Source organism: Bradyrhizobium sp. NBAIM01, assembly GCF_020194115.1.
Lineage (GTDB): Bacteria > Pseudomonadota > Alphaproteobacteria > Rhizobiales > Xanthobacteraceae > Bradyrhizobium > Bradyrhizobium yuanmingense.
Map to the genome: position 1 here is coordinate 1,070,119 of NZ_JADYVU010000001.1, position 20,431 is coordinate 1,090,549.

Annotated in this window: 14 protein-coding genes; 10 read left to right on the forward strand and 4 right to left on the reverse strand. The window is 58.1% G+C overall.

Annotated elements, in window-relative coordinates; genetic code table 11:
* Positions 1–7 precede the first annotated feature (7 nt).
* Positions 8–640, reverse strand: a complete 633-nt coding sequence (gene nodB, locus I6F31_RS04790; RefSeq protein ID WP_225185137.1) for a chitooligosaccharide deacetylase NodB — start codon at positions 638–640, stop codon at positions 8–10.
* A 23-nt stretch (positions 641–663) separates the two neighbouring features.
* Complete coding sequence (locus tag I6F31_RS04795; protein WP_225184857.1) at positions 664–1,290, reverse strand: NodA family N-acyltransferase; 627 nt, start codon at positions 1,288–1,290, stop codon at positions 664–666.
* 828 nt (positions 1,291–2,118) lie between these two features.
* Here I6F31_RS04795 and nodD1 point away from each other — a divergent pair.
* The 9 genes from nodD1 (at position 2,119) to I6F31_RS04840 (ending at position 13,916) form a co-directional block, all read left to right on the forward strand.
* Positions 2,119–3,063, forward strand: coding sequence for a transcriptional regulator NodD1 (nodD1, locus tag I6F31_RS04800; protein WP_225184858.1), 945 nt, complete (start codon positions 2,119–2,121; stop codon positions 3,061–3,063).
* Between the two features lie 632 nt (positions 3,064–3,695).
* On the forward strand, positions 3,696–4,613 hold the full coding sequence (gene nodD2, locus I6F31_RS04805) for a transcriptional regulator NodD2 (RefSeq protein WP_225184859.1): 918 nt from the start codon (positions 3,696–3,698) through the stop codon (positions 4,611–4,613).
* A 643-nt stretch (positions 4,614–5,256) separates the two neighbouring features.
* Positions 5,257–5,466 carry a hypothetical protein gene (locus I6F31_RS04810; protein ID WP_225184860.1) on the forward strand — a complete coding sequence of 70 codons (210 nt, stop codon included), beginning with the start codon at positions 5,257–5,259 and terminating at the stop codon, positions 5,464–5,466.
* Positions 5,467–5,587: 121 nt separating this feature from the next.
* Positions 5,588–6,307 carry a MerR family transcriptional regulator gene (locus tag I6F31_RS04815; protein ID WP_225185138.1) on the forward strand — a complete coding sequence of 240 codons (720 nt, stop codon included), beginning with the start codon at positions 5,588–5,590 and terminating at the stop codon, positions 6,305–6,307.
* A 262-nt stretch (positions 6,308–6,569) separates the two neighbouring features.
* On the forward strand, positions 6,570–7,517 hold the full coding sequence (locus tag I6F31_RS04820; RefSeq protein ID WP_225184861.1) for a branched-chain amino acid ABC transporter substrate-binding protein: 948 nt from the start codon (positions 6,570–6,572) through the stop codon (positions 7,515–7,517).
* Positions 7,518–8,095: 578 nt separating this feature from the next.
* The gene (locus tag I6F31_RS04825; RefSeq protein WP_225184862.1) at positions 8,096–9,127 is read left to right on the forward strand and encodes an LLM class flavin-dependent oxidoreductase; all 1,032 of its coding nucleotides are present in this window, start codon (positions 8,096–8,098) and stop codon (positions 9,125–9,127) included.
* Positions 9,128–11,035: 1,908 nt separating this feature from the next.
* The gene (locus I6F31_RS04830) at positions 11,036–11,413 is read left to right on the forward strand and encodes a NolY (RefSeq protein ID WP_225184863.1); all 378 of its coding nucleotides are present in this window, start codon (positions 11,036–11,038) and stop codon (positions 11,411–11,413) included.
* Between the two features lie 1,036 nt (positions 11,414–12,449).
* On the forward strand, positions 12,450–12,695 hold the full coding sequence (locus tag I6F31_RS04835; protein ID WP_225184864.1) for a hypothetical protein: 246 nt from the start codon (positions 12,450–12,452) through the stop codon (positions 12,693–12,695).
* Positions 12,696–13,190: 495 nt separating this feature from the next.
* Positions 13,191–13,916: an outer membrane beta-barrel protein gene (locus I6F31_RS04840; protein ID WP_225184865.1), complete on the forward strand. Its 726-nt coding sequence runs from the start codon at positions 13,191–13,193 to the stop codon at positions 13,914–13,916.
* A 345-nt stretch (positions 13,917–14,261) separates the two neighbouring features.
* Here I6F31_RS04840 and I6F31_RS04845 read toward each other — a convergent pair whose 3' ends face one another.
* A complete protein-coding gene (locus tag I6F31_RS04845) occupies positions 14,262–14,990 on the reverse strand; it encodes a LuxR family transcriptional regulator (protein WP_225184866.1) in 729 nt (242 codons plus the stop codon).
* 3,130 nt (positions 14,991–18,120) lie between these two features.
* On the opposite strand from I6F31_RS04845, the gene hemN reads away from it, so the two are divergent.
* Positions 18,121–19,455, forward strand: coding sequence for an oxygen-independent coproporphyrinogen III oxidase (gene hemN, locus I6F31_RS04850; protein ID WP_225184867.1), 1,335 nt, complete (start codon positions 18,121–18,123; stop codon positions 19,453–19,455).
* Between the two features lie 415 nt (positions 19,456–19,870).
* On the opposite strand, the gene I6F31_RS04855 is transcribed toward hemN, so the two are convergent.
* A complete protein-coding gene (locus tag I6F31_RS04855) occupies positions 19,871–20,389 on the reverse strand; it encodes a hypothetical protein (RefSeq protein ID WP_225184868.1) in 519 nt (172 codons plus the stop codon).
* Positions 20,390–20,431 lie beyond the last annotated feature (42 nt).

The following is a 20,431-nucleotide window of genomic DNA, read 5'->3' on the forward strand; positions in this document are numbered from 1 at the left end:
TTTTTTTTCAGTGAAGTTGAGGGAGCGGACGGATTACAAACCCGCGCCGTTGTAATGCCGGAATCAGATATGACAGCGCCGTCGTGGTCTGATCACGCAGCGTGGCATCAGTGCACAGCCTCCCCTCATCAGGAGGATATCCGTCGTGCAGGAGCACAATCGCACCCGGGCGCACGCTGGCCAGCACTGAATTCACAATTCTATCGACCCCAGGGCGGGACCAATCTCGCGGATCAACCGACCAGTGCACAGCTGTGAGACCAGCGCTCGCTGCCATAGCGAGCACCTCTCGTGTCCATATGCCGTAAGGTGCTCGCATGTGCCTGGGCAAGGCCTGCGGGCACGCCGAACGGATCGCCTCGCTCGCCGTCAGCACTTCATCGAGCACCTCCGCAGGTCCGCATCTGGATAGATCCGGATGCGTCATCGTGTGGTTCGCGACCTCGTGCCCTTCCGCGATCATTCGTCGAATGAGTTCAGGTTGCTCGGCCGCGTACGTGCCAATCACGAAGAATGTCGCTGGAGCGCCATGTTGCGCCAGCACGTCGAGCACCTCTGGCGTGCAAAATGGATTTGGCCCATCGTCGAAGGTCAGATAGATAGGCCGACTTCCGCTCACGTCAGCGTAGTCGCAACGCACAGCGGATACGGGGACAAGCTCGTTCACAGCTCAGGCCCGTTCCGATCGATGATCGTCCCCGTCGGCCACTCGCTTATCGAGCGTCCAACCGGGAAAACCACCACGATCACGTCTTCGATCCGGATCGGCGACAAGTTGGGATAGACATCCGCATGCGTGGAGCGGACGCGAATGCCGGACATGAGGGTGGCCAGCCCCTGCCTTCCGACGAGTCGGGTCATATGCTTCTCAAGCGCGGGCCGAACCGTGCCAAAGCCGAATGGAATCCCAAGCTCCTGCAGGGCGGGATACATCACGCGCATTGCGTGGCTGATTCCCAGCCCTTCGAGATCCGGACGCACCGCATACAACCCCAGTTCGGCCACGAGGAGATCGACCCCACCAATCTTGATGAAGCGGCGTAGTAGCCCGAGGTGAGCAGCTACCCCGCGCGAGTCGTAACCGATGGCGCGGAGCTCAGGTCTTGCACCGGCCCAACTTCGGTTGCCCTCAAATGGCTGCGCATTGAACGCTCCGGTCGGCCCGTAACTGTTGCGGAAGAACTCGGCAAGCTCGGCATGATCGGCGAGCCCTAGGTCGTTCTCCCAGCGACGGGTCCACTGCACTTGAGGGCGCGAAGAAGGAGCAGTCGGGGATACGGCAATGTTCATGGCGGGCTTCCTTGCGCCAGTGGAATTAGAGCGGAGATGGTCACGTGAACTCGCTACTCGGCGACCCGCCGATCAATGCTGAAATGCCCCGCCATGCCCCGTCGGAGCTCGGCACTTCTAGCTCGTAGCGCGCCGTGCGCCTTCGTTCCCGACGGAGCGATCGCACAGTTCGCGATCGTCATCCGGCCAGTGCCCCGCGCGAGATATGCCGGAAGATGCCGACGAGGCGATTGGACAACCCAGAGCCTGTCTGCGGCATGGAGCTTTTCCGCCTCGTCCCACATCGCTGTCGACGCTTTGACGTCTGAGGGCAGGCTATCGATGCGAGGAGCCATAATGGCGTGTCGGAGTGGCATCAGATCAATCTGGTTCTTATGCATCTTCGACACGCCCCGAATGCGGTGGATAGGCGAACCATTTAGAGAGTCGCCGACACTACTTGGCATCCGCAACCCGCGCCTGCCGCTATTTCGCGAACGTAGACTGAGGTTGAACGCGCTCTCAAGTGTACGCCGGTAAACGACCGATATGGAAACGGATGAGATACGCATACAAACGTTTATGGGGACCGGCTTGGCGTCCGATCGAGCGCGCTTCGCACCAAGAAGACCCAACGCGGCCCGCACAGCACGGGCAAAGCCGTTCTTGCAAAGAATGCGGCGGATGCTCGCACGTCCAGGAGTTTCTCTCTGAGCCAGCGAGCGACCAGCAGCCATCGTGGTATGCCTGATTACTTTTCCAAACTGATGTTTGCTATCCAACATCCCGCAATCTGGTAAAATCGATTGTTTCGATAGAACACATCCACACGATGGATAGACTCACGACATGCGGTTCAAGGGACTTGATCTAAATCTTCTCGTTGCGCTCGATGCTCTGATGACTGAGCGCAACCTCACGGCGGCGGCGCGCAAGATTAACCTGAGCCAGCCCGCTATGAGCGCCGCGATCGGGCGGCTGCGCACCTATTTCCGCGATGAACTGTTTACCATGAGAGGTCGGGAGCTCGTCCCGACACCTGGCGCGGAGGCGCTTGCAGGTCCGATTCGCGAGGCCCTGCTCCACATCCAACTCTCGATCATATCACGGGACGCGTTCGACCCGACTCTGTCGAGCCGACGCTTCAGGGTCATTCTCTCCGATTTCATGACAATCGTTTTTTTTCGAAGAATCATGGACCGTATTGCACAAGAAGCCCCCGCGGTACGCTTCGAATTGCTGCCATTCTCGGATGAACCCGATGAGCTGCTCCGCCGGGGCGAGGTGGACTTCCTCATACTGCCGGAATTGTTCATGTCGAGCGCGCACCCTAAGGCGACGCTGTTTGACGAGACCCTGGTGTGCGTGGCATGCCCCGCGAACAAGCAGCTATCGCGGCAGCTTACGTTCGAGAAATACATTTCGATGGGGCACGTTACGGCCAAGTTCGGACGGGCGCTGAGACCAAACCTGGAAGAATGGTTTTTGCTTGAGCACGGCCTCAAGCGACGCATTGAGGTCGTTGTGCAGGGCTTTAGCCTAATTCCGCCGATATTGTTGGACACGAGCCGTATCGGCACGATGCCATTGCGGCTCGCCAGACACTTCGAGAAGCGGATGCCACTGCGGATCGTCGAACCACCGCTCGCCCTGCCCAAATTCACCGAGGCGGTGCAGTGGCCCGCGTCCCACAATACTGACCCGGCGAGCATTTGGATGAGGCGGATATTGCTGGAGGAGGCATCCAACATGGCATCTGGGCTTCAGAAGCCGCAAACTCGCAGGCGCTGCTAGGCTCACCAGAAATCCGCTCTCGCGACATTCCAAATACGCTGCTAAGTCCTTCAGTATGCTCGCCGGCTTTCTCATTTCAACGTCTCGGGCGCGAAGCTGCTAGAGGCCGCGGCAGGGCGGCGATCGATTGCGAAGACTTGCCGGCTGTCAGCGTTCTGATGTCGGAGTTGTCGTTTGACGCGCTTGCACTGCAAACCCGAGACACCCGGCAATGTCGCGCACGCTTGTTACAGTGCAATAATGTTTGGCTCGCCCAATAAAATCGCTTGAACCCCACACTGCGTCAGGTTGTAGGTTGGCCGTCGCGACTAACGTTGCGCTACGACTCCCGTCTACAGGGCGCTTTGGCGAACTCACGGCGCTGGCCGAACACTAACGAACTGATCAGGTGCTGTTGCGTGGCTCGCCGGAAGCGGCGAGACCGATCCGCTTCGGATTTCCTGGCGGTTTCCGGCCACTGGGGGTCCGCCTACCGCTTGTTTGCCGTTCTTGCGATCATTTCGCGAGCGTCTTCTCCGCGATCGCACGGTGGATTCGATGTCGATTCGGGCGAAACAATAAAACCGCTTCAGACGCAGACGTGGCCGCTCGATGTATGCACCGCAAGCATGGTTTGTGTTGGATATCAAGACATGCGTTTCAAAGGTTTGGATCTAAATCTACTCGTCGCGCTGGACGCTCTAATGACTGAGCGCAACCTGACGGCGGCGGCGCGCAAGATTAACCTTAGTCAGCCGGCGATGAGCGCGGCCGTTGCCCGGCTGCGCACCTATTTTCGCGATGAGCTGTTTGCAATGAGGGGCCGGGAACTTGTCCCAACCTCACGCGCGGAAGGACTCGCAGCTCCTGTCCGCGAGGCCATGATGCACATTGAACTCTCTATCATCGAACGAACCGTGTTCGACCCGGCTCAATCGAAACGGAGATTCAGGATCGGCCTTTCTGATTTTACAACAATCGTATTCTTCCGAAACGTTGTGGACCGCGCCGCGCGAGAAGCACCCGCCGTCAGCTTCGAACTGGTGCCGCTCACAGATCAGCACGATGAGCTTCTCCGCCGCGGCGAAGTCGATTTTGTTATCCTGCCGGAATTCTTCTTGTCTAGCGCGCATCCCAGAGCCACCCTGTTCGAGGAGAGACTCGTGTGCGTAGGCTGCTGCATGAATAGCCAACTACTACGGCGGCTTACATTGGATCGGTATATGTCGATGGGTCACGTAGCGGTTAAGCTCGGAGGTGCACGCAAGATCTCGGTCGACGAATCCCTTTTGCTGGATTTCGGCCTCAATCGGCGCATCGACGTTCTCGTGCAGAGCTTCAGCATGATCCCGCCGCTGCTGGTAGGCACGAACCGCATAGGAACGATGCCACTAAGGCTCGCAAAGCATTTCCAAAGCACGATGCCCCTTCGGATTGCCGAGCTTCCGCAGCCATTCCCCGCCTTCACGGAGGCGGTCCAATGGCCCGTGCTTCACAACAGCGACCCAGAAAGCCTCTGGATGCGAGAGATATTGTTGCAGGAGGCGACCCGCATGGCAGCCGCACAATAGTCGTCCATCATCCGCACTTCGGAACGAGCGGACACTGCCAACGTTTTCGCACCACCTGGTTCGCCGTTGTCGTAAGCACGTTCGCAAACTCCGCGAACGTCTTATCCCAACGAATGTTTCGACGCCGCACAATTTAGGCTCGCTTCGCTCGAACACATTGTCGCTCGATAGAGAGGTCGCCGCCGGCGGCTAACACGACGGCTTTGTGTGGCTCCTTCGCACGTTCGCATTAGGCCCGATGTGCGAGCGCCGACTGGACTATTGGCTTGGTTTTAGAGACAGGGAGGCACGCCCCAACCAGGCCGCCGGGCGCACCTGTCTCGATACAGCAGGATCAACCACGGGGCTGTCGCCGTCACCTCTCCGAATCAGTAGTGGCTCCCGATGAGCGGAGACAGTTTGGATTCTTCGGAGAAGTACCACCACAGTGAGCGTGCTGGTCATCGACCAAGCATATGAACGAAGACTCTTTTGCGCTGTCGAAGCAAGCATTGCGCACGCGTGTTGCCCTATCGCATCGCTCTGGGGTACATCGCATCTTCCTCGCTCTGTGCCGCGGGTCTGACTTCTTTTGGCCCTACCGCGGCCAAACGTCTTGACGACGTGCGCTGCCCTGACGCAACGACAAACAAGGAGCTCACAGTTGCAGCAATGTAGCGCGGTGTACGATCCGGAAGAGCTTTCCGTGCTGGGAAGCCTTTATGATGGCGCGGTCACCGCGCTACCTCCATCGATGCGAAATCCGGAAAATCGCACAGCAATCGCCAAACTCATCCTGGAGCGTACAGCGGCTGGCGAGGCTCAACTGGCATGCCTGACGAACTTGTTGATCGCCATTTCCCCCAAGGGTTGATCCCCCGCCATTCTGAGGATAGTCACCACTCTTGCGCTGGAATGGAAGACGATCCAGCTAGAGCTTTGAAATCGCTTGAATCACACGTGACGTCAGGTTGTAGGCTTTGAAATTGAACAACATGAGCAAAGCTACACCACGAAGGCGTCGATGGCGCATTGGCGAACTTGCGGAGGCGACCGGAGTAACGGTACGCACGCTGCATCACTATGAACACACGGGGCTCCTAGCCGCCTCAGAGCGTACTGACGGCGGCCACCGGATGTACGACCGTGAAAGCGTTCAACGGGTTCACCAGATTCGGGCGCTACGAGAGCTTGGCTTCTCCCTTGTCGAGATCCGTAAAGCGATGGAGGGCACGACATCACTCACCGACCTGCTGCGCAAACATCTAGAGCGGATAGAACTTCAAGTTGCTCGAGCAACTCTGTTGCGAGATCGCCTTCGCAACATGACCATCGACAGTGAGATCCAGGTCAGTGTGGATGAGCTGCCTGCCACCCTGAGTGCCATGTCGCGAGTCGAGACGCGCAGTCAGACATCCCGATGCACCTGCAAGCTGGCTGCAGATCGCGAGGAACGGTGGCGGCGGATCCGCGACGACTTGCGTGATTGTATGGATCGGGGCGAGCACCCTTGCGGCGAGCGGGCAAAGGCTGTCGCGATTGCGGCGCGCCTGCTGATCAGCGAAATCGCCGGCGCTGATTCACGCGTTTCGATCATCTTGAAGGTACTTGCACGATTGAGTGCCCCCCGCAGTCTGGCTGGTTGGGATCCCCGCCTCATGCAATATCTCGATCTCGCCCTTGGAGGGTTGGAGGATCAGCCGTACTTTGGCTGATCGGCGTCTCTGATGCGGCCGACAGATTTCCGGATTCAACCGGACGGTTCTAATGGCCTCGCCGATCCGGGCTCCCTGACGCCTTGATCGAGCCTCCCTACAAACGGGCTTGAACCGCACGTAACGTCAAATTGTAGGCTCTACCGTGGTCGCAATCTGGTCGACCTAACGCACGCTTCGTTTGACAGGCGGCCTCGTCCTACAGGCTCGCCTGATCACAGCTGCTGGCGTGTCGCTTAAAATGAGCATTGGGGGCTCAACAATGTTGAATAAAAGTTACGCTTCTGCTGCGAGTGCTGCGCTTCTCTTCTGCGCCATCGCCTCGGCTGCGCGCGGCTCCGAAGTGAATATCGCCGTGGCTGGGCCAATGAGCGGAAGCAGCGCTGCTTTCGGCTTGCACATGCGTGATGGTGCGGCTGCGGCGCTCGTCGCGTTGAACGCTTCAGGCCTACTTCCCGATACCAGGATGATGTTGAGTGTCGCCGACGACCCGTGCGAGCCGAGCCAAGTTGTCGCGGTCGCGAAAATGCGCACAACAGAGCGGGTCCGGTTGGTCATTGGCCATTTTTGTTCCTCTTCGCCGATCCCGGCCTCCGACATCTATGCCGACGCAGGCATCGTTCAGGTTTCACCTAGCTCGACAAATCCTCAGCCAACAGAACCCGGCCTTCAAATCGTCTTTCAGATCTGCGGCCGCGACGACCAACATGGCACCGCTGCCGCTGAGTACATTCACAGGAATTACCCCAACGACAAGATCGCAGTGCTCGACGACAAGAGCACCGCGGGCAAGGGTATCGCCGACCGGGTTGAGGCACAGCTTGAGAGGTTCGGTCAACAAGTGATTCGGGAGAGCTATGTAGCCGGCGAAAAGGATTTCACAGCGCTCATCACAAGAATGGAGAAGGATGGGGTGCGCGTCGTCTATATTGCCGGCTGTCATACCGAAATCGCTTGTTTGCACGTCAGCCATCAGAAGCAGGAGCGGTACAGCCTGTCCGCTGAAGGCAACATGCTTTACGCTTATGCCGCCGTGCAAGCACGGGCAGACGAGATGAACCGGACCGGCTCCCTCAATGCTGCGCGCGCCGCTAGCGCACTTCGTTCACCGGCGATCGAAAACCGTGATTGGGCCAGTCCGGTTCGATACAAAGAAAGACAATGCGGTTCCTGGGTTTCTGGTTTCCGGCTGGCGCGACGGCCGTGTTGAAACTGTCGAGCAGAAATGATTGGCGTCAAAACCACCTCTCCAAGCCCAAACTGACACGGACGATGAGATGGTCTCAGCACGCTGGACCAGCGATACTCGCAACCTCCCTTATACTTGCAGCTATCGTAGCGTTCGTCGCGTTCGTTGCTGCCCTCGCAGAGTTACCCGATGTCGAGCTGAACGAGACGCTGCGTCCGATGATAGACAAATAGTCGCCACGCCGAGCTGATCCGGCTCGCAGGCACAGGATCCCTGAAGCCGCCATCTACAATTGCGCTAGGCTCGGCGGCATGGACGTTTCCGCGGTCAAGCGGTTGACAGGACCAGGAAGAGGCTAACACGAAACTGACGATGCTTCTGGTCGAGCACATGCTCCGTGTAGAGGCGCCACCTTCTATCACAGTAACGGCCGGACCGCCATCCACGCATTCTCGTGACCCAATCACGTTGTGCAAGTTCGGATCCACCCACCCAAAGTGAAACACCAAAAGCCCTCAAATGAGGAATGAGACCTCGTTGAGCGCGACGGCATGAAGCAACCAGGACTCACCACCTGGCCATAATCGGAGATCGATCGAGTGAAGAATGGCCTTCCTTCAAGACTAACGTGCGGCATTTTTGACCATTTGGATGACGACGGCAGAGATGCCGCACGACAATATGAAGATCGTCTCAAGCTGGCGGAGGTCTGCGATTCTCTCGGGTTCTACGCTTATCACCTGGCCGAACACCACTGCACACCCCATGGCAGAGGGCCCTCGCCGAACCTGTTCCTATCAAGCCTCGCGCAGCGCACCCGACGATTGCGCTTTGGTCCGCTCGTCATGTTGCTCAACCTTTATCACCCATTGCGCGCATTCGAAGAGATCTGCATGCTTGACCAGTTGAGCGGCGGCAGGCTGGAGCTCGGGGTCGGCCGCGGCTCCCAGCCGATTGAATGGGGCTATTTCGGCATCAGCGCAGAAACCGCTTCAGGCCGTTACACTGAAGCCAGCGAAATCCTGAATATTGCGCTGAAGGGACATACACTATCCTATCAGGGACACCACTTTGAGCTCAGCGAAATACCCTTAACCTTGAGGCCTCATCAACGTCCATATCCGCCGACCTGGATCGCGACCAATCGGGCTGAGACGGCGCAGTGGGCCGCTGCAAATGGCGCCAATCTGGCGTGCATAGGCCCCGCCTCAGTTGTCCGGAAAGTTACGGATGCCTACCGCTCCCATCGGGCCCAGAATAGAACCGCACACGGCCGCGAGCCATTTTTCGGGCTTACCCGCATGGTCGTGATCGCGAAGTCTGACCAGGACGCTCGTGCGGCGGCCAAGACTGCGTATGGACGGTGGCTGGAGAGCTTCAAGTTTCTCTACGACCTGAATGCTATTCCCACGCCGCCTGCCCTTCCGCTCACCTTCGATGCAGCACTTGAGAGCGAGTTGTGCGTCGTTGGAACGCCAGCTTCCGTGCGACAGCTCCTTCTTCACCAAATGGAAGAGGCTGGCGCCAATTACTTGCTTTGCCAGCTTGCATTTGGAAACCTTCCGCTGGCGATTTCTCTGTACACGGCAACCGCAATCAAGGCTGAAATCCTCGATAGCTTTGGCCGTTAATGTCTACATTTGGGACTCATGTGGCAAGGAAACCCGTGCACGAGGTTGTCCGAATCTGGTTGCGATTTTGGCTGTCGTTAGCGGTGGGAGCGAAGGCGATCGTCAGCCTCAATGGCAGCGATGTACCATTCATCTTTTTGACCACGCTTCTTGCTACTTAGGCGGATGAACTCTGCTTTCGAAGGGAATCTGTGTTGTGAGTGCTTTTGCACAATGAATCTTGTCGGCATAGGCGGAACTGGTGGCGGTGCCGTCCACGTCGGCAACGGCAAGATTGTCGGGACGGACGGTGCAAGCCTTCGCTGTGGTGGCAACTACATCGAGCAAGGCGATCGCTATATGCGACGGCCAACCGGTCGACGTTGCGACCTTTTTGTGTTCTCAATCTTGGCAGGTCATCAACGAATGAGCAGGCTCACCTGAAAGCCTTAAGCTCACTGAACCAAGCCGGTGAGAAAACACAAATTAACCGATTTGGATGTAGAACATGAGACTACACGCGTGCGCTATCCACGAACTGGATGCATGCCATCAACACTTTCGATTTTACCAATTTCAGCCAAATACCCCATAACGCGATCGCCGGTTTCCGGGAAGCACATTTCACGAACCTTGTGTGACAATGGATCCTCTTTGCTTTCAGCATGGTTACAGACCACTTGAAGCTTCTCGTGGCTGCATCCCCAACGACACCTCTCAATCCTTGAGATCGACGCACGTGCGGCGCAGATGCGGTGGGATGGCCAATCGCAGCGTCGGGCGCCCAATCTATCGCACCGCCGCCTCCGCCTTTCCCATCATGCTAAAGCCGTCCAAGAAGGCCGGCTCTCACGCAAATTGCTCGGCCAGGGAAAATGCGTGCGCGACATAGAATTTGGGCAGGGAAACTCCCCTCTGCAGCGGTGTGGGATGGACATGTTGCCCTGACCAAGCGGCCAGCATCGACAATCGACCGCTGCGGCGGCCTGCAAACACAGCAATGCAGTCAGCTATGTGACCACCCTAAGTGCAAGACACATATTCTCCAGCCTAAGGCGAGGCACTCATGTCGATCCGTGTGATGAGACCAGCCTCGCGATCTTACCCAGCCTCCTACCTTGTGATCGCAGATTCTCACTCCGCTCGCGCGCTCAGTCTTCTCCGGCGGGCCGCGCGCACACGTGCTGCCTACAAACTGACGCAACGCCATGTCATTCTATGCGCCGACCCTCCTCGACGGTATCCAGACGCGGTTATGCCTTGTCAGCAGTCCTTACATCACCATCGGAACGGGTGGTGGCCGTGCGCGATCTACCGGTCTTGGATCTCAGCGCGCGCAGCTTCCAGGAACCGATCCGCACGTTCAGCGTACCAGGCATCATCTCCAGTCAAGGACCGCAAAGAGAAACCGCAGACGTATGTAGCGGATCCGGGTTTTGGGTTGCCTGGCACGGGCTGGGGCACCATTTTCCGGTGTGGTGAGGCGTCCGGTTCGGGAGCCGCTAACGGCCCATCTTCAGCAACAGCTTCATCCAGCGCCAAGCGCTCTGTATGGTGCTCTGCCTGGCGAGCCCTTTGGTTACACCTTGATCACCATACCACGCCGCAAGCAATCCGGCCGCAGCAGCTCTGGCGGCCCGTTCGCAACTTGCAGCCACTAGCGGCGTCCCCGCTGGCTGGAGCCGCTGCCACGCCCCATGTGCGGGACCGTCTCGAAGGTCCAATCAAATGACAGGCCATCTACAACGCTCTTCGCAGCGCCCTGTACCATCGATTCCGATCTTTGCTGTCCTTACGGGGCACCTGCCTGCCGCTCTGTCTTGCGGAAACCGTGGAGCAGCAGCCATTCGTTCTAGCGTCGCATCTGCCGTCTCGCGAACGAGAAAGCACGAACACCGTTACTCAACCTAACTACTTTGGAGCAATACCGTGGAACTTGACCCTTCCAATTCACGCATGCAGGATCTCGAGGATCGCATCGACGTGCAACTTGACATCGTGGCCGCCCTCATACGCGAAGAAGGCAACGAGGTCCAAGCGATCCGACTGCTTAACGCACTCACAGATCAGATGATTACGGCGGAACTGGAGCTCGGCCAGCTCGGCGATACGAGAGCCCTTCGCTGTGCCGGCGACCGGCGAGTGGGGCGACTGTCGCGAGATCGTGGCGTTTACTACCCAGAAGACCTACAGGTTTTGGGACGCCTTCTCGACCAGGCAGTGGCGGCATTACCGGCAGCGCTGCGAACTCCCGCCAACCAAATGACGATCGCCAAGCTAATTCTGGCACGTGCAGCAACGGAATGAGATTTCGTTTGGCTGGCGTGCTTGCTGAACGTTTATCGCTGGCCGACAGGCGTGCCGGGGCCCGCACTCCCCAGGGATCGATGGCTTGGGGTTGATGGGCTCACCGTCCCGTAAGCGACGCCGCTTCCGCTCGCTTTTCGCAACTGACTCGAAAATTGGCGCGTCCTATTACCCAGCTCGCGCCGGAGATGACACCCTTACATTGGTCCAGCTAGACCCTGCTGTTCCTCAAGCACCTGATAGCTATTGTGTCTTGTATGACCTGCCGCCCACTCCGAGGGCTTATAGCGGGGAAGCGCAACCCAACCCTTGGATGCGAGACATCGCACGGCTATCGGCGCTTGTGACCGCTCAATGCGTTTCGGCCCTCGTTGCGGCATTGTCTCCTACAAACCGGCAACGGAACGCCCCCCACAATCCCTGCCGCATGACAACAATTCGGCAGGGGAGCACTGCAATCGCCGCTGCATCTCCTGCCCTTCCCTCGTGTGACTCAACTGGGGCAAAAACCGCACGGATAGCGGGAAGCCATGCGCAGGGTGAAACAACAGGGTGACGGGCCGTGGACTCATGTCAGAAAGCAAACAAGCGGCGTTCGAACACGCCACATCGGCCCAAAAAGGGACATCTCAAGTGCTAGTACGACTAGAACGCTTCTGGACTTGTGACCGCGAAAGGATTTGAACGGTGGTCATGTTCGGTTCTAGTCATGATTGGCATGGCACCGATTCTTCAGATCGCAAGAGGAGCCGCAAATGTTGACCGATGCCAAGCAACAAGAGCATCGTGGCAACCAAGCGCGCGAACAACGCGTGCTCATTTCTAGCGTTTCATAATTATTCGAATTTGACCTGGAATACGACGTTCGGTCATCGGAGGTTCAACAAACATCTATAAACTTTATTGAAGCGCTGAGAGCAGATCGATACGAACACGGGCTGCGGACCCCACATCTTACTCGCTGGGATAAGCCACAAACTCTCGGTTAGCGTTTGGCAAGATGCATTCTTGTATCGCGGCGTCGAGGAGTGTTGAGATGGATCAGTTCTTACCAGAGCAAGTGCAGGTGCCAGATGCTATCGTGAGCGTCGCATTTGATAAGGCTTGGCAATTTGTCGAGAAGGACCCGTTGCTGGCGCACAATCTCAAGACGGTCCTTCATAGCCGGTTGCGAACTGTCCTTGAGTATTCGATAAGGAACGGCGAACGGAATACTCTAAATTTGGCAAACGAGGCGATACGCAGTTTGAGGGCTGAATTGGCGCCGCCAACCGAGCGATAAGGAGTTTGCACCTCTACCGCCGGATGGGTTGGGTCGTTAAAGGCTCTTGGAGACTTTGTGGGGCAGGAAAACAACAGGGTCTGAGCATGGTCGAGCTGACCGTCCTCCACTCATGTTCTGCCCCGCTGAAGACGAGCACATTCCCGACGGCTGCTGTCTGTGCAACTTTTCTGGCGACCGACGCCAGTAAGCTCGAACTCGAAGCGGGTCGACGACGAGACGGGACAGCCGCCATTCGCTGGCGCCGGGAAAGGGCATACCGCTTTCTCTCCCAACTTTGTGCTCGACACCAGCTTGCGCAACTTCCAAGTGACCACCGTCAGGGCGCAGCATTCAGTGGAGTCTGCGCATCTCAACTTGCGCGCTTCACAATCTGACGCGGCGTGCGATTGCACCGATTTCTTTCGAAGACGTGTTGTGCCGCGGTTACAGCAATTCGCGATCATGTTGTTAAACGCACGCCGCCGGGGAGTAGCTAAAGGAAACGACACTCGAATGAAGAATTTTCTGATTCTGACCGCAATCATCGGTGCACTCAGTGCGGCCGCTCCCGCATTCGGCACGGACCTCGCCGGGCAGCCCGTCAAGATCAAGGCACCCCCGCTGCCGGTCGCAGCCCCGATTATCGATTGGTCCGGCCTCTATCTCGGTGTGAACGGCGGCTGGGGCACGAGCCACAATTGCTGGGATTTCAATGGTGTCACTGCCGAGGGTTGCCATAATTCAGCTGGCGCCACCATTGGCGGCCAGATTGGCTATCGTTGGCACATCTTCAAAACCGTCTATGGCATCGAAGGCCAGGGCAACTGGGCCGACTTCAGCGGCTCCAATGTCAGCACCGCCTTCCCAGCAAACACCATTGGCACCAAGACAGATGCGTTCGGTCTGCTCACTGGCCATATCGGCTACGCGTTCGATGCTGTGTTGCTTTACGCCAAGGGCGGTGCTGCGGTGACCAGCAACACCTATCACATCAACTCGTTGGCTAATGGCACCGAGCTTGCCAAAACCAATGATGTGCGTTGGGGTGGCGCGCTGGGCGCCGGTGCAGAAGTCAGCATCACGCCGCAGTGGTCAGCTGGCGTCGAGTATGCCCACTTGTTCATGCAGCGCGGCAACGTAAGCTTCCCAACGGCCGTTGGCACCGATCGCGTCCACCAGGACGTTGATCTCATCACGGCACGGCTTAATTACAAGTTTGGTCCGGCGTTTGCCAAATAGTGCTCTTCACGCGAATGCGTGAATCGGGAGCCCTGACCACGGTCGGGGCTCCTCCTTCAGAGCTCCTCTCCCGCGCATCCCTGCGGCACTTCGGAAGCACCAGGCCCCGCGCTCGGCTAAGCCTGGGTGACCGGGGTGGAACGACTTCAACGTTGTCGGACCAGGTCGGTCGATTCACACGTCGTCGGAGGTCCTGGAGCTGCACAATCTCAGGTCGCGTGTGGTTCGAGATCGCTTGTCTCGATGACCGTTGCATCTGCGATCTGGCCAAAAATGCCATGCTGAACTTGCCAGAATCTTGAAGCAAAATGGGCCGTTGGTGCTCGTTCCGTTCGACTGATGAATTCAAAGGACATCGAGGCGAATAGCCGTAACGATCGCTTGAATCCGGCTGGTCGCATCCAGCTTTCGCATCGCATTCTTCATATGAAAATTGACTGTATTCTCGCTGACTCCCAGAATCCTTCCAATTTCCCATGACGATTTCCCCTCGGCCGCCCACCGCATGCAGCTGAGCTCGCGCTGCGATAGCGCGACTTTTCGGTCGCAGTCATTATTGGAGGGAGGAGCGATCTCGCCATAGGCGGTGTGAAAGAGGCAGGCCAGCGCGTTAAGATGACCGATGCGATCCTGAGGATCAGCATCGTCGGATGGAGATGCAAACGACACCACAGATATCCGACCCAACGGGCCGAACAATGGGACGCTCATACCATGTTTCAGGCCCGCCTCTCTCGCCTCGTCCAGTACCCGTCTCTCGTCTGGTTGAAGTTGGTAGTGGTCGGCGAGGTGATCCCACAGAAACGGCCGCTTGTGCATTGGCGTCCGCCGCACCACCGGATCAATCGTATGGTACTTGCGTTTGAAGTATCGGTCGCACCAGTCTGCCGGCCACTTCACAGCCACAGTCGGAGGTGGATACTCCGCCAGCCGAAGTGGCTCGACGAAGTTGAGAGCGCCGTAAGCGACTTCACTGAATCCTTCTTCGGTAGCACACCTTACAAGGAGCTCGAACAACGCCTTGAGCGAACGGGTCTGGTTCGCACATTCCGTGAAGCTAAAGAGCCGTTCCATGACCTGAACTCTTGCGTTTGTTCTTTGTGAATTCTGACCGCTCTCGAGGTGCGTCAGACCGCTCTCCAAGTCGTTGCCCCGCCGCCGGATGCGTCGGCATGATCGTCCCATCAAACAGCCGAAATGCCGCCAGCATCCCTGGTCCGAGCTGAACGGCACGCCGCGATGGAAGCGCCTTTGCACATGCAAAGTAATCGGTCCAGTTCGCCGATGACGGGGTGGCCAAATCGGGGATCACCGCGCCCTCATCCGTATTGATGACCTCTGCCATCCATGCCGACCCAACGCTGAACCGCCTTGCTGATGTCGGCGGTGATAGCGCGTTCCAGGGCCATGGCGACCCAGCTGCCGAAGTGAACCAAACAGCACCGGCGGCTACACGCTCAGCTCTATTCGATGGCGAGCAACCGGGATCCTGTCCGGACGACGCTTCGCTTTGTCTAAAGGCCAAGCACGAGGAGATTCTGGGCACTGAACTCCGCGATACAGGGAAGGCAGAGGACGCCGATGCGCTTGGCGGTGCCGGACTTGACCCGCGCGTGCTCGGTTCCCAATCTTGCGAATTAGCATCGCTAATAGTTGGCAGAACTTCCGCCCTGTGACGGCGTCGGGGACGCGATCGATGACCAATACGCAACAGCCGAAGCCGTACTCTTCGCATCATCGCCCGGCGTCTCAGCGGGGCCGTCCGGCAGGTCCGGCGCGAATGAATCGAAGGGGCAGAAAATGGCCATGTCGAAGGCGCAACGGGAGATACGCACAGTCGGGAGGCTTTCTTAATGCAGAGGACACTTTGCATGCGCATCTCCACAAAGGGGGGTTCCGGACCGACTAGCAAGCGTCGTACCAACCGTGATTTCGCGAAAATCAACCCTCAGAACATGGGTTTGTAGTCGAATGGGTGGTTCTCCGGTAAGTGCCTGAAGCAATCATGACATCGGGAGGAAACGCGACAGGGCCATTTGCGCGAGTCGCGGCACCAATTACCTAGCGTATGAAAGGTGGAGCTCCCCTCGGCGGCAGCCTCGAGGCTGTGTTCGCTCCTAACCGTCGACGCCGCAAGCGCAGCCCTCTCGCAACGCAAGTACCACCTTGAAAATTGAGGAGGTCAGTGACACGTGAAAATTAGAACTTGAACTGGCTGTACCTTGGATCGCGCGGATCCCGAATAAGCGTTCGGAATCGGCCTTAGCGGAGGGAAATTGCCCCGGCGCCTTACGTTCGGATCATGATGCGGCTGAAGATCGGCGAAGTATGGTCCGCGGACGCGCGGCAATTAGCCTCCTACGCCACGACGTCACCAGATGTCGTGCATGTCCCTTGAAACCAGCCGCGGCGAAAGTCATCCTTTCACCGCCCCCTCGACAAGTTCGGCGCCTTCGCGGCGTTGCACATGGGGTTTGCTGGCGCATGATGGGACGACGCGATCATTCCTCGGCCTTATCTCCATCCTAAAACACGCTGAGACCATCTGACGCGGTATCGCTCAACGCTGCTAACTATCTCGAGCAAGTGACAGCTCAAGCGGTTCGCAGCCGTGAGCATTGATTGTTTGACTAGCGAACTGAAGGCCATGATCGCCATAGATCAGATCCCTACGTACGTAGCCGTCGCTATGGCCTCCTGATTGTTGCCGCCAACCGTTTTCCTGGTAGTCGTCACCTGATGGCTGGCTGGCGGCGAACCGAGCATTTCAAACATCGCGTGCTGTGCCGGAGTTCAAGTTATTAAAACTGCTCGGCGGGAATCATCCTCGCTGGATTGGTATACGCTGAAGCAGAATAGCAGCGTACCTCAGATAGTGTCACATGTGAGAGTCTCTGGCCGGGCTCGCATTAGCTATAAGAAGGACCTGAAAGTTGTTGTGAGTTGGTGAGCTGCATTGGAGCCGGCACGGAACGCCGAGCCAAGGCGCCCCGACGCACTTTGCCGGGTCTGAAAGTGCGCCGGGCCCGCCCCAACATCATCAGTACATCCGTGATGATGCTAGTGGCAATGAGACAAGCAGCGTGGCGGAATTGAGGCTCATGCATTTCATGCTTGAAATTCACAAATGTTTTCGTGAGCTGCTCCAAAGCACTTGAATCGCACGTAGTGTCACGTTGTACGGTCGCGGACTTGGCGCACTTCATCTACAAGCAACTTGTTTCCGGACACGCGGGCTTCGACGGGACGCGTCCGACTCATGGCGTCTGCGGAGAGGTTCTTGCGCATATCGAAGCTAAGCGGCGAGACGCCAGTCGCCTCCCTAGCAGCTGTTTTCGTGCGCTTGGATTCTCAATGGATGCTACCGGCTGGACGACCGATCGAACCTTCAAGCTGCTGGACGACGTCCGCGCCCCAGCTCTTCTTAGCCGATCGCCTCAGCCCTGTCCGTAGGAAACGGCTACGAAACAGCGCTTCGAGCTCGCGCACTTCGCCCTGGGATTGCTGCGAGCCTACTCCGCCCTGCGCGTCAACTCCTCGATCGTCTGGGCCATTGACTCAATCGTTTGATCCTTCTCGACCACACGCAAGCGCGCGGCTTCGTCCGCTTCCTGCCTGGTTATGGCCTGGATGTCGCCGATCGAGACCTGTACGCGTTTGATGGTCAGATCGAGTTCCCATTTCTCTCCGTTGAGGGCACGCTTTGCGGATCAGCTCGGCTTGAGCCTGCTCCGCCTCGGCACGCTTGGCATTGTTGGACTCCAAGGTTTGACGAAGCTCGGTCGCTTGGACAGTTTATGCCATCAGCTCGGCTGCCGCAGCGTCTCGAGCCTTCTTCGCTTCCATGGCGACCGAGCTGGCCGCGCTCGGCAGCGAACCGCTCGGCGACGTCCTCGATGCTCGCGCTGCGTGGCCTTCCGCTCCTGGCGAAAGCCTCAGCCTTGCAGGAAACCTCGGCATCCTTGTCCGCCAATTTGTCCTGAAAGCGTGCTCACAAAGAGTTCATTCTACCCACGAGCATCCAGATAATCGCCAACGGATGGCTCCCACTCCCGCTCTCAGTCCCAACCCCTAAGCTTCGTTGGCAGTCACATCGAGAGCGGGACCAGATCTCAGGAACAGCTAGGCGCGTTTGACATAACGCAAAGACACCAGAAGGGGCCTCGGTCACCTTCTTGGTATCTGAGCATCGGAAACTTAAGCCTTGCAGACCTCGCTCTTGAACAAGTACTGCGATGCTCGCCTGCCTTGGTACACCATCTACCCGACCGTACCGGATTTCTCCGCGATGTTTGGTGCCAAGACTTGTGAGTTATGGTTGAGGCAGCTGCCGCCGGACGAACCCGTATCGCTCTACGTCCACGTTCCGTTCTGCCGATCGATCTGCTGGTATTGCGGCTTCCCTACAAGCCTCACTCGCAGCGAGCGGCCTATCCGCCATTACTTGGCGGCGATGCATGAGGAGGTACGCCTGGTCGCGGAACAAGCGCCGCGCGCTCTGCCGGTGAGCGACCTGCATTTCGGCGGCGGGACGCCGACGACCATTGCGCGAACCGATTTCCTGGCCTTGATGGAGCTCCTGCGCCGCCGCTTCGCGTTCAGCAAATCGGCTACCATCGCTATAGAAATCGACCCGCGCGCGTTCACCGCCGGGATGGTCGAGACGTTACAAGCGGTAGGCGTCAATCGCGCGAGCATCGGCGTGCAAAGCTTCGACCCCGTAGTTCAAAGGTCGGTCAACCGGGTCCAGAGCGAGGAGCAGACGGCTTCTGTCGTCGAAAGTCTTCGCCAGCATGGGATAAGCCGCATCAATTTCGACCTTCTCTTCGGACTGCCGCATCAGTCGGTGCGGTCCTGCGTGGAGTCCGCGCGAACGGCTCTGGCCATGCGGCCAGACCGGCTTGCGGTTTTTGGCTATGCGCACGTCCCCTCCTACATGAAACGTCAGCGCCAGATCGATGAGGCGGCGCTGCCGGACAATGTCGCCCGCGCTGAGCAAGCCGCGGCTATTGCAGATACACTGGTCTCGGCCGGCTACCGCCAGATCGGGCTCGACCATTTCGCCCTGCCCAACGACGAGCTCGCGCTGGCGCAGAAAGCCGGTGAGCTGCGCCGCAACTCCCTGGGTTATTCGTCTGATACCTGCAAAACCGTGATCGGCTTGGGTCCGTCAGCCATCGGCCGTCTGCGTGATGGTTACGTCCAGAACGAGATCGCAACCGCTTCCTATCACCAACACATTCAGGCTGGTCGTCTGGCAACCTCAAAAGGCTACTGCCTCTCCGCCGAAGATCGCCTCCGCGCCGCAATTATCGAGCGCCTGATGTGCGATTTGCAGGCCGACGTACCAGAGATCTGTGCTGCTCACGGATTTGATCCCATTCCTCTTCTCGATTCGGCCGACCGCCTGGGAATGCTTGCCGAAGACGGGATAGTGGACATTGAAGAGGGGTTCATTCGGGTCAAGCAGGAACACCGGTTTGTCATTCGTGCTGTTGCTGCCGCATTCGACACTTATCTCGACCGTACCCCGTATTAACGAAGCCACGGATGTGAGCAGACCCCGCACATCTAAGCTCTTCGCGAGGGAATGATCCGAAGAGGCGCCCCGGGCAGAAAGGCCAGATTTCGAGGATATATAGCGGCGGTGTGATGACATGACCTTTCAGATATAGCCTCAAACCGGCGAGGCTGATTAGAAGGAAGCAGACTTTGAGGACAGACGCAGCGGATTCCGCCGGTCAGGGGCACGCCTAGAACATGCGAAAAGGGCTCTGACCCACCTTCCCCGGAGTGCTCTCGACGATGGTGAGGGCCTCAACGATATGCCGCTGGAGACGCCCGCGGCCGCACAAGCTTCGGGTATTTTACGGCCGGAGCCAGCTTTGCGAAGTTACGGTCCACCTCATCGAGCGCAGTTGGAGACTCGGCCACCCCTGCAGCGACCTGAGACCTCAAGGCTCGGCTGTTTTCGGTCCTGCGATCACTGGCGCGCCTCCGACGGAAACAGGTCCGTGTGGTTTGGACCGCCCGAGGCGTTTCCTGGCGACGGTTGAAACAGCCTGGGCCGGCGACAAAGGAGGCTCGGAAGCAGCAGAAGGGATAGGCGTTGAACTCTGCAGCGAATCGATCCGCGAAGTCAGCACCGTGATCTGATCCAGGATTCCATTGAGGACATCCCGCTGGGCATCGATCCGGCGGTTGAGTTCTGCGATCTCATCGCCAGCTTTCTGTTGTGCCCACTTTATCTCGGACAGGGACGTCCTGTCCTCCGGTGACAGGCTGCTCGTTGAAGCGACTTCCCGGGTCCCCCGCGTCTCGACAAACTCTTCAAGATTAGCCCAAAACCAGGCGCCAGCAGCACACGAGACGACGAGGACAAGCGGTAGCACCAAAACCGGGAGAATCCGTCTTGACGGCCGGTGCAAGAGCGGCCGCAAGTCCGAAGCGGCCGCTTGATCAATCAAGTCCATGGTCCCTCGCCCAACATCCCCATTCCAGCAGGCTTATTTCGT